The organism is Ruegeria sp. CRTD044, from assembly GCF_059613485.1.
Window position 1 is genome coordinate 312843 of sequence record NZ_JBXWSP010000004.1, and the last position, 12256, is coordinate 325098.

Genomic DNA, 12256 nt, shown 5'->3' on the forward strand with positions numbered 1-12256 from the left:
GGCGGGCTTGCCCTTTGCGCGCAGAGCAGATCATAAAGGGGCAGGACAACAGGACTGAACCTCATGGTCGACAAAACAGTACTCGCCCGCCAGTTCATCGAGGCGATCCCCCATGCGCGGGCCCTGGGCCTGACCCTGACCCATATCGGCGAGGGCGAGGCCGAAATCACCATGCCTTACAACGAAGAACTGATCGGCGATCCCCGCACGGGCGTGATCCACGGTGGGGCGGTGTCGGCCAGTCTGGATACCTGCTGCGGGGCTGCGGTCATGAGCCACCCGGCCGCGCCCGGCGGCACAGCCACCATCGACCTGCGCATCGACTACATGCGCGCCGCAACACCCGGCCAGACGATCACCACCCGCGCGACCTGCTATCACATCACGCGCAACGTGGCCTTCGTGCGCGCGACCGCGACGGACGACGATCAGGATCGCCCGGTGGCCACCGCCTCGGGCGCCTTCACTGTCGAGGGGAAGTGAGATGGCAAGACCCCGCCCCGAACCGATGCAGGTGGTGAAACAGCGGCGCGACGCGGCCCTCAAGGCGCTGGTCGAGGGGGTCCCGTATATCCGGTTCCTCAACATCAGCTTCGACCGGCGCGGAGATGAGCTGACCGGCGTTCTAAATTTCGACGAAAAGCTGATCGGCAACCCATTCCTGCCGGCGATTCATGGGGGCGTCACGGCGGCCTTTCTCGAGGTGACGGCGGTGATCACGCTCAGCTGGGAGCATCTGTTCCCGCGCATCGAAAGCGGTGAGATCGATGCCGAGGACATCATCTCGGATCACAGTATCCGCTTTCCCAAGACCATCGACTTTACGGTGGACTACCTGCGCTCGGGCCTGCCGCGCGATGCCTATGCGCGCGCCTTCATCAGCCGGGCAGGGCGGCGGTATGCCTCGGTGCGCGTCGAGGCCTGGCAGGACAACCACGCCAAGCTGTTCGCGCAGGCCACAGGGCATTTCCTGATGCCGCAAGAGCCCACGGCCAAGGGCTGAGCAAAATGCGGGACGCCTCGGCACCCATTACGCACAGACGGGTGCTGAAGATTGCGGTGCCGATTGTGCTGTCCAACGCAACGGTGCCGATTCTGGGCGCGGTGGATACCGGCGTGGTCGGCCAGATGGGGCAGGCCGCCCCGATCGGCGCGGTTGGCATCGGCGCGGTCATTCTGGCCACGATCTATTGGGTTTTCGGCTTTCTGCGCATGGGCACGACCGGCCTGGCCGCACAGGCCCGAGGCGCGGGAGACACGGCCGAAACCGGCGCTCTGCTCATGCGCGGTCTGCTCTTGGGCGGCGCGGCAGGATTGTTCTTCATCGTGGCGCAGGTGGCGGTGTTCGCTGGGGCGTTCGCGCTGTCGCCTGCCAGCCCCGAGGTCGAGGCGCTGACGCGCGATTACCTCGAGATTCGGATCTGGGGCGCACCCGCGACCATTGCGCTTTATGCCGTGACGGGCTGGCTGATCGCGGTCGAGCGCACGCGCGGCGTGTTCGTTCTTCAGGTCTGGATGAACGGGCTGAACATCCTGCTGGATTTATGGTTCGTGCTAGGCCTGGGCTGGGGCGTCGAAGGGGTGGCGGTGGCCACGCTGATCGCCGAGTGGACCGGTCTGGCGCTGGGCCTGTGGCTGTGCCGCGATGCGTTCGGGGGCAATCAATGGCGCGATTGGGCGCGGATATTTGACCCCGTCCGCCTGCGCCGGATGATGCAGGTCAATGGCGACATCATGATCCGGTCGGTCCTGCTGACCGGGTCCTTCACCACCTTTCTGTTCGTGGGCGCCGATCTGGGCGACGTGACGCTGGCCGCCAACCAGGTGCTGCTCCAGTTCCTGGAAATCACCGCCTTTGCACTGGACGGGTTCGCCTTTTCCGCCGAGGCGCTGGTGGGCAGCGCCGTTGGGGCCAAGGACCGATACCAGGTCCGGCGCGCCTCGGTCATGGCGTCGCAATGGGGCGTTGGTGGGGCTCTGCTGCTGGGGGTCACGTTTTTTGTAGCGGGGCCCGCGTTGATCGACCTGATGGCCACCGCGCCCGATGTACGGACCGAAGCGCGCGAATACCTGATCTGGGCGGCACTGGCCCCGGTGATCGGCGTCGCCAGCTGGATGTTCGACGGCATCTACATCGGCGCCACCTGGACCCGCGCCATGCGCACTGCCATGATCCAGTCGGTGGCGATCTATGTGGTGGCGCTGTTCCTGCTGGTGCCGACCATGGGCAATCACGGGTTGTGGGCCGCGCTGATGGTGCTGAACACCGCCCGCGCGGTGACGCTGGGCCTGCGCTACCCCCGGCTGGAGGCGCAGGTGGCCTAGAGCAGGGTCAGCAGGTTCTCGGGCGGGCGACCGATGGCGGCTTTGTCGGCGGTGATCCCGACGGGGCGTTCGATGAGGATCGGGTTCTCGGCCATGGCCTGAATCAAGGCCTCCTCGGGCGTATTCTTGCTCAGCCCCAGTTCCTTGAACCGCGCCTCGCCCCGGCGCATCATCTCGATCGCCGGGATGCCCAACCGGGACAGCACCGCACGCAGCTCGTCCGCGCCGGGCGCGTCCTCGAGGTATTTGCGAACGGTGACTTCGGCGCCGCGGTCCTGCAGCAGGGCCAGCCCGGCGCGCGATTTTGAACAACGTGGGTTGTGCCAGTATTCGATCACAGCCAATCCTCTCGTTTGCTGCCGACGGCGTCAGCCACCGAATTGAACCCGTCCCGCGCCAGCAGGGCATCCAGCCCTTGCGCGATCTCGGCCGCCAGCGACAGGCCACCATAGACCATCGCGGTATAGAACTGCACGGCCGAGGCCCCGGCGCAGATCTTGGCATAGGCCTGTTCGGCCGTGCCGATGCCGCCCACGCCGATCAGCGGAATCTGCCCGTCGGTCATCTGGCTCAGCCGAGCCAGAACGCGGGTCGATTTCTCGAACAGAGGCGCGCCGGACAATCCGCCGGCCTGATCCTTGTGCGGGCTGCGCAGTCCTTCGCGCGACAAGGTCGTGTTGGTGGCGATGACACCGTCGATGCCCGTGTCACGGGCGACATCGGCGATGTCCGGCAGTTCGTCATCCGTAAGGTCGGGGGCGATCTTCAGAAACACCGGGATCGGCCGCGCCAAGGCTCTGCGGGTTTCCAGCACACCTGCCAGCAGGGCGCTCAGCGCCTCTTTTCCCTGCAGGTCGCGCAGCCTTTCGGTGTTGGGCGACGAGACATTCACCGTGGCGAAATCCAGCCATTGCCCGCAATGGGCCAGCACCTGCGCAAAATCCCGCGCCCGGTCGGTGCTGTCCTTGTTGGCGCCTAGGTTCAGGCCGATCATCGCGTCCTTGGGGCGGTGCGCCAGACGCCGGGCCATCGCCTCCATCCCTTCGTTGTTGAAGCCGAACCGGTTGATGGCGGCGCGGTCCTCGGTCAGGCGGAACAGGCGCGGCTTGGGGTTGCCCGGCTGCGGGCGCGGGGTTACGGCACCCACCTCGATGAATCCGAAACCCGCGCGTGACAGCGGGCCCAGGACTTCGCCATTCTTGTCGAACCCGGCGGCCAGCCCCACCGGGTTGGGCAGGTCGAGCCCGGCCAGTTGCGTGCGCAAGCGCATCGAGGTAACGGGACCGGGCGCCGGGGTCAGACCCGTTTTCAGCGCCGTGATCGAAAGACCGTGCGCGGTTTCGGGGTCCAGGCGATGCAGTGCGACCAGGGCCAGTTTCTCGGTCAGTTTCATCCGAAGGACGCTCCGGTTGGGGCGGGGGCGGTGCGGATCAGGCGCGAGTCGGCCACCGCCGCCTGCCGGTGAATGACCGCCGCGCGATAGGCCGGGTTGGTCACCATCGCGAGAAACGCATGGGCCGAGGGGTAACGGGCGATGAACATCTCGTCCCACGCTTCGCCCTGCGGGCCGATCAGCGTTGTCTGGAACGTGCCGCGCCAGATGATCGAGGCCCCCAGCCGCGCAATGATCGGGGCGGTTTCGGCCCCGTACCGGCGATAGGCTTCGGCGCCGCTCAGCCCCGCGCCGGCCAGGTCGTGGCCTGCGGGATAGACGGCCTTGGCGCGGAACCGTACCAGGTTCAGCATCTCGATCGGGTGATCGCGGTCCAGCGCCTTGAACGCCTCGAAATGGGCGCGGTCGGGGTCGATATGGCCGGTCATCGCATCTCCTTGGGGAAGCGGTGCGCGCCGTTTTCCAGCGGCAGCGGCTTGGCCCAGATCACATCCGCCATGCGCATGTTGCGATAGAGATGTGGGAACAAGGCCCCGCCGCGCGAGACCTCCCATTTCAGATCATCGCCCATTTTCTGGGCATCGCAGGCCACGAGGGTCAGGTTTTCGGCCCCGGCAAAGTGTTTGGCCGCGGTCTCCGCCGCCTGTTCTGCGGTGGAGAAATGCACGAACCCATCCGCCACATCGATGGGCGCGCCCTGAGTTTCGCCCTGTGCCTGCAGGGCCGCCCATTCCTCGGCCCGGAATATCTTGTAGATCAGCATGGCGCCGTGATGCCCCGCGCGCGGGGTAGAATCAAGCCGCATTTCCCCCTTTGACTCTTTGCCGCCCTCGGCGCACGATCCTGACAATCAATAACAGGGAGTTTCAAATGATTACCCGTTTCCTGACATCCGTGGCGGCCCTTGGTCTGACTGCAGGCATGGCGGCGGCCGACTACAAGCTGACCATTCTGCACACCAACGACTTCCATTCCCGGTTCGAGCCGATCAACAAATATGACAGTGGCTGTGGCGCCGAGGACAATGCCGAGGGCAAATGCTTCGGCGGTTCGGCGCGACTGGTGACCGCGGTCAACGACGCCCGCGCGCGGGCCGAAAACTCGATCCTCGTGGACGGCGGCGACCAGTTCCAAGGGTCCTTGTTCTATACCTACTACAAGGGCAAAGTCGCGGCCGAGTTCATGAACAAGCTGGGCTATGACGCGATGACCGTGGGCAACCACGAATTCGATGATGGCCCCGAGGTTCTGGCGGGCTTCATCGACACCGTCGATTTCCCGGTTCTGATGTCCAATGCGAATATCGAGAACGAGGAACTGCTGACCGACCGGATCATGCCCTCGACCGTGATCGAAGTGGGTGGAGAGAAGATTGGCCTGATCGGCCTGACCCCCGAAGACACCGACGAGCTGGCCTCACCCGGGCCGAATGTCGTGTTCTCTGATCCTGTTCCCGCGGTTCAGTCCGAGGTGGACAAGCTGACGGGGGAAGGCATCAACAAGATCATCGTGCTCAGCCATTCGGGCTATGGCGTCGACCAGCGGGTCGCGCAGGAAACCACGGGTGTTGACGTGATCGTGGGCGGACACTCGAACACCTACCTGTCGAACACTTCGGACAAGGCCGCCGGGCCGTACCCGACCGTGGTGAACGGGGTGCAGATCGTTCAGGCCTATGCCTACGGCAAGTTCCTGGGCGAGCTGAACGTGACCTTCGATGACGACGGCAACGTGGTTCAGGCGGTCGGTGAGCCGCTGATCATGGACAACACCGTGACCGAGGATCAGGCTGCCCTGGATCGCATCGCAGAACTGGCCAAGCCGCTGGACGAGATCCGCAACAAGGTCGTGGCCAACGCCGCGGCTCCGATCGAAGGTGATCGGTCGATCTGCCGCGTGCAGGAATGCGAGATGGGTAACCTGGTGGCCGATGCCATGCTGGCGCGGGTCGCCGATCAGGGCGTTCAGATCGCCATCGCCAACTCGGGTGGCTTGCGCGCCTCGATCGACGCGGGCGACGTGACCATGGGCGAGGTGCTGACCGTTCTGCCCTTCCAGAACACGCTCTCGACCTTCGAGATCAGTGGGCAGGGTATCATCGATGCGCTGGAAAACGGCGTCAGCCAGGTGGAAGAGGTCAAGGGCCGCTTTCCTCAGGTGGCCGGGCTGAAGTTCACTTGGGATCCGTCCGTGGCCCCCAACGAAGGCCGCGTGACCGAGGTCATGGTGGCCGAAGGTGATGGGTATGTGCCGATCGATCCGGCCAAGACCTATTTGGTGGTGACCAACAACTATGTCCGTAACGGTGGCGACGGGTACAAGATGTTCTCTGGCGAGGACAAGAATGCCTACGACTTCGGTCCCGATCTTGCGGATGTGACCGCTGAATACCTTGCGGCCAATGGGCCCTACACGCCCTATCTGGACGGACGTATCCAGCAGAAGTGATTGCTGACACAAAGAAAGAAAAGGCCGCATCCCCGGATGCGGCCTTTTTTGTTGGGTTTCGGCTTAATCGAATTCGTACTCGGGCCACAGTTCGGGGTCGAAACCGTCCAACATGGGCCGGATATAATCCGCAACCTGACGCCAGCCGCCAACCGATTTGGTCGAGATTTTGTTGCGCACTTGGTCGATACTGGCCGTACGCACCTGTTTCTTGTTTTCTTCCGGGTGCATCATGCTTTCGCGCCATTCGATCCCGCAGAATTCTGCAACCTGCTTGCTGTAGGTCTCGGGATCGGCCACCAGTTTTTCGTAGGGCACCGTCAGGATGCGATCACCGAAGATGGCGTCCCAATGCTGCATGTAGCGGCGATACATGTTGGCCGAGTGCGCGATCGAGTTCAGGTTCGATGCGTAACGCATTCCTCCGGCAGGAAAACGCCGGATCCATTTCGACAGACCGACGTCCCGCGGGTCGCGCAGCATGTTGATGATCTTGGCGTTGGGGAACGCTGCCAAAAGAAAACCAACCCGCTGGTAGTTGTGCGGCATCTTGTCGACGAAAGCGATCGAGCCCTCGGGGATCGGGGGCATCAACTCGCGGAAATGCTTGGCGAATTCCGCAGCTTCTGCGTCCGAGAAAGCCTTCTTTTCGTTCGAGTACGGCGCCGACAGGTCGGACCCGAGGTTCAGCTCTCCACATCCCGCGATGTCGGGGGCGGAACTCAGCATCATTTCCATCAAGGTGGTGCCCGACCGAGGCTGTCCGATCACGAAAATCGGCAGGGGCATCTCCTCGATCCCGGAACTTGGGACCGACGCGCTGTCGGGGAACAGGCCGCAGATGCGGCGTAGTTTGCGCTCTTCTTCTTCGAAATCGTATGGGTTTTCGTCGTGTTGCACCCTGTTTGCGACTGCAAACTGCGCAAGGGCCGCCTCCAGCCCACCGATCTTTGATTGAAGCTGTGCCAGCGTGAATTCCAGAGTCGAATTGGGGTGTTTCCGCTTTGCGATCGCAGCCTCGACCCGTGGCAACAGTGCTTCGGCCTGTTCGGCGTCTACCATCGACGACAATTGGAACAACGCCGATGCGTGATACGGATCCTTGTCCAGCACGCGCCACAAAAGGTCAGTACAGCCTTTCTTGTCGCCAGCCTGGTGCAGGTCTACCGCTCGGCGGAACGCGATTTCGATGTTGTCAGGATCCAGCTCATATGCACGCGCAATATCGGCCGAGGCCGCATCCACGAAGCCGACGCGCCCATAGGCCCTGCTGCGGGTGGACAGCAGCTTGGGGTTGTCTGGATCTGTCATCAAGCGCTTGGTGGCGTTCTCAATGATGCTGCGCCAGTTCTTGCCCTTGAGCGTGATTTCATCGATCACCCGGACGATCTCGCGGTTGCCGGGCATCTTTTCGGCCATCTTTTCGGCATAGGCCAAGGCCCGTGCAATCTGGCCGGTCTGCATCAGGGCATTCGCGATGTTTTCGACGAATTGCGGGTCGTCCGGTTTCAGGCGGGCGGCTTCCTGGAAATGCGGCAGCGATTTCTTGTACTGCTTCATCTCGGTCAGAACGAACCCGGCAATCGCGTGGTAGTCCGCGTCTTTCGGGAATTTCTTGATGCCGAGCGTAGCTTTCTTCAGAGCCTGAGGAAGCTTGCCGGAGTCCAGATCCGCCACCGCCTTGGCCTTGAGGGAATTTGGTGCTTGATTTGTCATCTGACTGCGCGAGACCCTGTGCCTGATTGAAACTTTTGTTGTTGGTTCATTACCTATGTGCGGACGGTTTGCAATAACTCTTCCCAACGATGCGATGGCGCAGCTGTTTGCTGCGCGGCCATCAAACGCATTGCCGGACGTGCCCAACTACAACATCTGCCCGACAAATCAGGTGCATGTTGTGCGCGCCGGAGAGGGAGGGCGGCAATTGGACCCGCTGCGATGGGGTTTCTTGCCACATTGGTACAAAACCCAAAACGACGGTCCGCTGCTGATCAACGCGCGCGCCGAAACTCTGGCCCAGAAGCCGGCCTTTCGCGTAGCCTGCCGCGATCGGCGTTGTCTGATCGTGGCCACGGGTTTCTACGAATGGACCAAGACCAAGGACGGTGCGCGGCTGCCTTGGTACTTTCACCGCAGCGATGGTGCGCCCATCGCCTTTGCCGGCATCTGGCAGAACTGGGGCGAGGGTGAGGCGCGGCAGGCGACCTGCGCGATCGTCACGACCGCAGCCAACGAAAATGTGCGTGCGGTTCATCACCGGATGCCGTTGATCATCGAACCGGCGGATTGGGCCTTGTGGCTGGGCGAGGCTGGCAAGGGGGCAGCCCGCCTGATGAAACCCGGCGCCGAGGATGTGTTGCAGTTTCACAGGGTCGGCACGGCCGTAAACTCCAACCGGGCCAGTGGGCCGGACCTTATCGCGCCCGAAGCCGATGAATGACATCAGCGGGGCCTTCTTTTCTTTTGCCATCCTGCGCGCTAAACCCCTGTCATGGCCCTGAAATTCTCAAACCTGCCGCAGCTGTACGCGCATCCGTTCGATACGATCATCGATGTGCGCAGCCCGGCCGAGTTTGCCGAGGACCATCTGCCCGGTGCCATCAACCTCCCGGTTCTGGACAATGAGGAACGCGCACGTGTCGGCACGATCTACGTTCAGCAGAGCCCGTTTTTGGCGCGCAAGCTGGGGGCCGCGTTGGTGTTTCGCAATGCCGCCAACCATATTGAGACACAGCTCAGCCTCCACGAGGGAGGTTGGCGACCTCTGGTCTATTGCTGGCGCGGCGGTCAGCGGTCAGGATCCTTCACCTGGATGCTGCAGCAGATAGGCTGGCGAGCCGAGGTGATCGAGGGCGGATACCGCAGCTATCGGCGTCTGGTGAAGCAGTACCTCTATGATGACCCGCTGCCGTTCAAGCTGGTGGCGTTGGATGGCTACACCGGCACTGCAAAAACGGAACTTCTGGCCCGGTTGCAAACGCGCGGGGTGCAGGTTCTGGATCTCGAAGCGTTGGCCAATCACCGCGGATCGTTGCTGGGCGAGCAACCTGGCGGACAACCCAGCCAGAAAGCGTTCGAATCTGCCTTGGCTTCGGCCATGTGCGCCCTTGATCCGGCACGGCCCGTATTGGTCGAGGCCGAGTCGTCAAAAATCGGTTCGTTGATCCTGCCCCCAGCGGTCTGGCAGAGCCTGTGCCAAGCGCCGCGAATCCTTGTCACGGCAGATATCGAGGCGAGAACGGACTATCTTGTCGCTGCCTATGACGACATCCTGTCCGATGCTGAGCGTTTGCAGGACCGCCTGTCGCCGCTGCGGTTTCACCGGGGGCATGATGTCGTGGATGCGTGGATGGCGCAGATTGCCGAGGGCAACAAGACGGCCCTGACGCGCGCCTTGATGGAGCAGCACTATGACCCGGCTTACGAAAAGTCGCGGAGAAACCACCAGTGTGATGTGATCGCGCGCGTGCATGCCGCGTCCTTGACCACGGACGGGCTGGATCAGGTCGCGTCGGAAATCGAAGGGGTTGTGGTTCAGCTCTGAAGGCGCAGGCCGGGTGTGTCGCTCAATACTCCGATGACTGCAGCCGGGTAACCAGCGGCACGCAAATGGCCGCAGATTTTTCGTGCGTCGTCGGCCGAAACGGCAGCCAGCAACCCACCTGCGGTTTGAGGATCGAACAGCAGATCGGCCTTGCCGCCGATTGGAACTTCGGGCGCGATGGAACGATTGTCGTTGAACAAGCTGGACCGGAGCCCTTGCTGGCTAAGCTCCAGGGCACCCGCCATGACCGGGACTGCGTCGAGGTTCAGGACTGCGCCGCAGTTGGATGCCTCGCACAGTCCAACGAGATGCCCGGCCAGTCCGAACCCGGTGACGTCGGTCATGGCATGGGCCTGGGCCAGAATGCGTGCGGCGTCACCCTGCGGCTGCGTCATGTGGTCATAGGCGGCCACTACCCACTCGCCGTTGGCTTGCCCAGCCATTTCCGCGGCCATCAGGACTCCGCTGCCAATCGGTTTGGTCAGGATCAACACATCACCGGGCCGCCCGCCGGACAGGGTGATCGGATCAGACTGGCACAAACCTGTGATGGTGAAGCCGATGGTAAGCTCATCGCCCATCGAGCTATGGCCGCCGACGATCTCAGCCCCGGCGCCGCGCATGACTTCGGTCGCGGTTTGCATGATTTCAGCCATGGTGCGGTGTTGCAGCTGGGAGGACATGCGCGGCAGGATCAGTGTGGCCGTCGCGGCCTGTGGGGTCGCACCCATCGCCCAGATGTCCCCCAGTGCGTGAATGGCCGCGATGCGGGTCATCAGAACAGGGTCCGGAACGACACTGCGCAAATGATCTGACGTCAGCACCTGCCGGACGCCTCCAAAGGTCAACACCGCTGCATCATCGCCGGGCAGGGGTGTGATATCTGGACGGTCGGATCGCTGTACCGCGGATAGCGCGGCCTGCAAGGCGCCGCGACCTACCTTGGCGCCGCAACCGCCGCACATGGGCTTGTCGCCCAGAGCATCGCGCAGTCCATCCGCATGGTGACGGGGAATTGCGGGGGCTGACATCTGGGGCAGCTCACGAAAGCGACGCATGAACTTCTGGTCGATATGGTTTTTCCACCGCCACATCACAGGTCCGCTGAATGACGTCCCAAAGCGCTCGGCCAGTGCCGAGCGTTCCCCCAGCGAGACCAGCTTCAGGTAATCCTTCTGCGGCTTGTACCGGCGCATGGTTCCAGCCCCGAGAGCTGCGCGCAGGTTGTTGAAGAGAACGGGAGCCTCTCGTACGGCAAAGACGCCAGCCTTGGGGCGCGGCGTGTCATCCAGATGAGCGCAGTCGCCGACTGCGAAGACCGATGGATCGCTGGACTGCAAATACCCGTTCACTCGGATAAAGCCGTCTTGCAGGTCCAGTCCGGTCAGACCGATCCAGTCATAGGGGCGGGCGCCCGCCGCGCCAGTTGTGAAATCGGCCGTGATGTGACGCCCATCGGTCAGTTGCACGCCTTCGGGTGTGATTTGCGCAATTTTGGCCTGTTCGATGCAATCGATGCCAAGCTGTTCCATCGCCCGCCGAATGGTCTGGGCGGCCTTGGGGTTTATCGCGGTCAGAATTTGCGCCTTGTCGATCAGAGTGACCGTTGCTTGCCGACCCTTGGCGCGCAGAGCATGGGCCATGGCCATCGCCAGTTCTACGCCCGCGACGCCGCCGCCAATGACCGCCACTGAAGCAGGGTCGGTTGTCTCCAGGTACTGGGCCCATTTTGCGGCAAAGGGACCAAGAGGCTTTGCCGGGATGGCATGTTCCGTGAACCCGGGCAAAAACGGCATGTCCGATGTGATTCCGACATTGATCGAGGCAACATCGAAAGCGACATCAGGATGATCGGCCACATTCACCAGCCGCCGGTTCAGGTCCAGGCCGATCGCGGCACCCAGAATGATCCGGGCCCCCGCAAACCGTGCCAGCCGGATAAGATCGATGTCCAGGTCGCGGCGCGCGTAGTGCCCCGCGACATATCCGGGCAACATCCCAGAATAGGGCGCGGTCGGGCCAGGATTGATCACTGTCAACCGCGCGCCGGGTAGGGGGTTCATCCCCCATTTCCGAAGGAAAAGCGCGTGCGTATGACCTCCGCCCACCAGAACCAGATTGCGGGTAAGTGGCAACGAAGGTGTTTTCATGAAGTCAGTTCGCGCTGTGATCCGGGACGTCTTCGACCTGCTCGACCGCGTGGGTGGCCCAGAGCTTGTCTTCGCCCGCGTCCGGCAGATCTTCGGGGGCTTCATGGCGATGAATGTGCCACTTGGCAATGAACAGAGCCGTGATCGGAGCCGTCAGAAACAGGAACAGCGTGATCAGCAGTTCATGCATGGAAAGGCGCTGCTCGATCAGGATCGAATGAAAGATCGAGGCCAGCAACACACCGCCCACGCCCAGCGTGGTGGCTTTGGTCGGGGCGTGCAGCCGCGACATCGGATCCTTCAGCTTGATCATGCCGAAAGACCCGACAAAGCCGAAAATCCCTGAAACGATCAGGAAAAATGCAATCAGAAGTTCGAAGATGAATTCCATGGCGG

The 12256-nt window shown here is 62.7% G+C and carries 13 protein-coding genes; 6 read left to right on the top strand and 7 right to left on the bottom strand.

What is annotated here, in order from left to right; all coding sequences use genetic code 11:
* The first annotated feature begins 63 nt into the window (after positions 1 to 63).
* From AC2FNL_RS04430 to AC2FNL_RS04440, 3 genes are read left to right on the top strand one after another with little or no spacing between them, the layout of a single operon-like run.
* Positions 64 to 483 carry a PaaI family thioesterase gene (locus tag AC2FNL_RS04430; protein ID WP_496832654.1) on the top strand — a complete coding sequence of 140 codons (420 nt, stop codon included), beginning with the start codon at positions 64 to 66 and terminating at the stop codon, positions 481 to 483.
* A gap of 1 nt (position 484) precedes the next feature.
* Entirely contained in the window at positions 485 to 1003 is a 519-nt protein-coding gene (locus AC2FNL_RS04435; RefSeq protein WP_496832655.1) for a PaaI family thioesterase, read from the top strand.
* A 5-nt stretch (positions 1004 to 1008) separates the two neighbouring features.
* Positions 1009 to 2325, top strand: coding sequence for an MATE family efflux transporter (locus AC2FNL_RS04440; RefSeq protein WP_496832656.1), 1317 nt, complete (start codon positions 1009 to 1011; stop codon positions 2323 to 2325).
* Here AC2FNL_RS04440 and arsC read toward each other — a convergent pair.
* From arsC to AC2FNL_RS04460, 4 genes are read right to left on the bottom strand one after another with little or no spacing between them, the layout of a single operon-like run.
* Complete coding sequence (arsC, locus tag AC2FNL_RS04445) at positions 2322 to 2663, bottom strand: arsenate reductase (glutaredoxin) (RefSeq protein ID WP_496832657.1); 342 nt, start codon at positions 2661 to 2663, stop codon at positions 2322 to 2324. The two genes, AC2FNL_RS04440 and arsC, sit on opposite strands and share 4 nt — an antisense overlap.
* Positions 2660 to 3718 (bottom strand): quinone-dependent dihydroorotate dehydrogenase, encoded by a 1059-nt coding sequence (locus tag AC2FNL_RS04450; RefSeq protein ID WP_496832658.1) that lies wholly within the window; start codon positions 3716 to 3718, stop codon positions 2660 to 2662. Before AC2FNL_RS04450 ends, arsC begins: the two co-directional genes overlap by 4 nt.
* A complete protein-coding gene (locus AC2FNL_RS04455; protein WP_496832659.1) occupies positions 3715 to 4146 on the bottom strand; it encodes a DUF1330 domain-containing protein in 432 nt (143 codons plus the stop codon). The genes AC2FNL_RS04450 and AC2FNL_RS04455 overlap by 4 nt, the downstream gene beginning before the upstream one ends.
* Positions 4143 to 4481, bottom strand: coding sequence for a DUF952 domain-containing protein (locus AC2FNL_RS04460; RefSeq protein ID WP_496832934.1), 339 nt, complete (start codon positions 4479 to 4481; stop codon positions 4143 to 4145). Before AC2FNL_RS04460 ends, AC2FNL_RS04455 begins: the two co-directional genes overlap by 4 nt.
* Before the next feature lie 107 nt (positions 4482 to 4588).
* On the opposite strand from AC2FNL_RS04460, the gene AC2FNL_RS04465 reads away from it, so the two are divergent.
* On the top strand, positions 4589 to 6166 hold the full coding sequence (locus tag AC2FNL_RS04465) for a bifunctional metallophosphatase/5'-nucleotidase (protein WP_496832660.1): 1578 nt from the start codon (positions 4589 to 4591) through the stop codon (positions 6164 to 6166).
* A 63-nt stretch (positions 6167 to 6229) separates the two neighbouring features.
* Here AC2FNL_RS04465 and AC2FNL_RS04470 read toward each other — a convergent pair whose 3' ends face one another.
* On the bottom strand, positions 6230 to 7882 hold the full coding sequence (locus tag AC2FNL_RS04470; protein WP_170338150.1) for a tetratricopeptide repeat-containing sulfotransferase family protein: 1653 nt from the start codon (positions 7880 to 7882) through the stop codon (positions 6230 to 6232).
* Between the two features lie 55 nt (positions 7883 to 7937).
* Between AC2FNL_RS04470 and AC2FNL_RS04475 the strand changes: the two genes are divergently transcribed.
* Both AC2FNL_RS04475 and mnmH read left to right on the top strand, forming a co-directional pair.
* On the top strand, positions 7938 to 8606 hold the full coding sequence (locus tag AC2FNL_RS04475) for an SOS response-associated peptidase (RefSeq protein WP_496832661.1): 669 nt from the start codon (positions 7938 to 7940) through the stop codon (positions 8604 to 8606).
* Between the two features lie 51 nt (positions 8607 to 8657).
* The gene (mnmH, locus tag AC2FNL_RS04480) at positions 8658 to 9710 is read left to right on the top strand and encodes a tRNA 2-selenouridine(34) synthase MnmH (RefSeq protein WP_496832662.1); all 1053 of its coding nucleotides are present in this window, start codon (positions 8658 to 8660) and stop codon (positions 9708 to 9710) included.
* Here the strand turns inward: mnmH and selD are convergent.
* Positions 9701 to 11860: a selenide, water dikinase SelD gene (gene selD, locus AC2FNL_RS04485; protein WP_496832663.1), complete on the bottom strand. Its 2160-nt coding sequence runs from the start codon at positions 11858 to 11860 to the stop codon at positions 9701 to 9703. The two genes, mnmH and selD, sit on opposite strands and share 10 nt — an antisense overlap.
* A 4-nt stretch (positions 11861 to 11864) precedes the next feature.
* The gene (locus AC2FNL_RS04490) at positions 11865 to 12251 is read right to left on the bottom strand and encodes a Na+/H+ antiporter subunit G (RefSeq protein WP_093962618.1); all 387 of its coding nucleotides are present in this window, start codon (positions 12249 to 12251) and stop codon (positions 11865 to 11867) included.
* Positions 12252 to 12256 lie beyond the last annotated feature (5 nt).

Bases quoted from the DNA above. Each gene is read 5' to 3' on its own strand.
- AC2FNL_RS04430 (WP_496832654.1), top strand. From the start codon at position 64: ATGGTCGACAAAACAGTACTCGCCCGCCAGTTCATCGAGGCGATCCCC.
- AC2FNL_RS04435 (WP_496832655.1), top strand. From the start codon at position 485: ATGGCAAGACCCCGCCCCGAACCGATGCAGGTGGTGAAACAGCGGCGC.
- AC2FNL_RS04440 (WP_496832656.1), top strand. From the start codon at position 1,009: ATGCGGGACGCCTCGGCACCCATTACGCACAGACGGGTGCTGAAGATT.
- AC2FNL_RS04450 (WP_496832658.1), bottom strand. From the start codon at position 3,718: ATGAAACTGACCGAGAAACTGGCCCTGGTCGCACTGCATCGCCTGGAC.
- AC2FNL_RS04455 (WP_496832659.1), bottom strand. From the start codon at position 4,146: ATGACCGGCCATATCGACCCCGACCGCGCCCATTTCGAGGCGTTCAAG.
- AC2FNL_RS04460 (WP_496832934.1), bottom strand. From the start codon at position 4,481: ATGCTGATCTACAAGATATTCCGGGCCGAGGAATGGGCGGCCCTGCAG.
- AC2FNL_RS04465 (WP_496832660.1), top strand. From the start codon at position 4,589: ATGATTACCCGTTTCCTGACATCCGTGGCGGCCCTTGGTCTGACTGCA.
- AC2FNL_RS04470 (WP_170338150.1), bottom strand. From the start codon at position 7,882: ATGACAAATCAAGCACCAAATTCCCTCAAGGCCAAGGCGGTGGCGGAT.
- AC2FNL_RS04475 (WP_496832661.1), top strand. From the start codon at position 7,938: ATGTGCGGACGGTTTGCAATAACTCTTCCCAACGATGCGATGGCGCAG.
- mnmH (WP_496832662.1), top strand. From the start codon at position 8,658: ATGGCCCTGAAATTCTCAAACCTGCCGCAGCTGTACGCGCATCCGTTC.
- selD (WP_496832663.1), bottom strand. From the start codon at position 11,860: ATGAAAACACCTTCGTTGCCACTTACCCGCAATCTGGTTCTGGTGGGC.
- AC2FNL_RS04490 (WP_093962618.1), bottom strand. From the start codon at position 12,251: ATGGAATTCATCTTCGAACTTCTGATTGCATTTTTCCTGATCGTTTCA.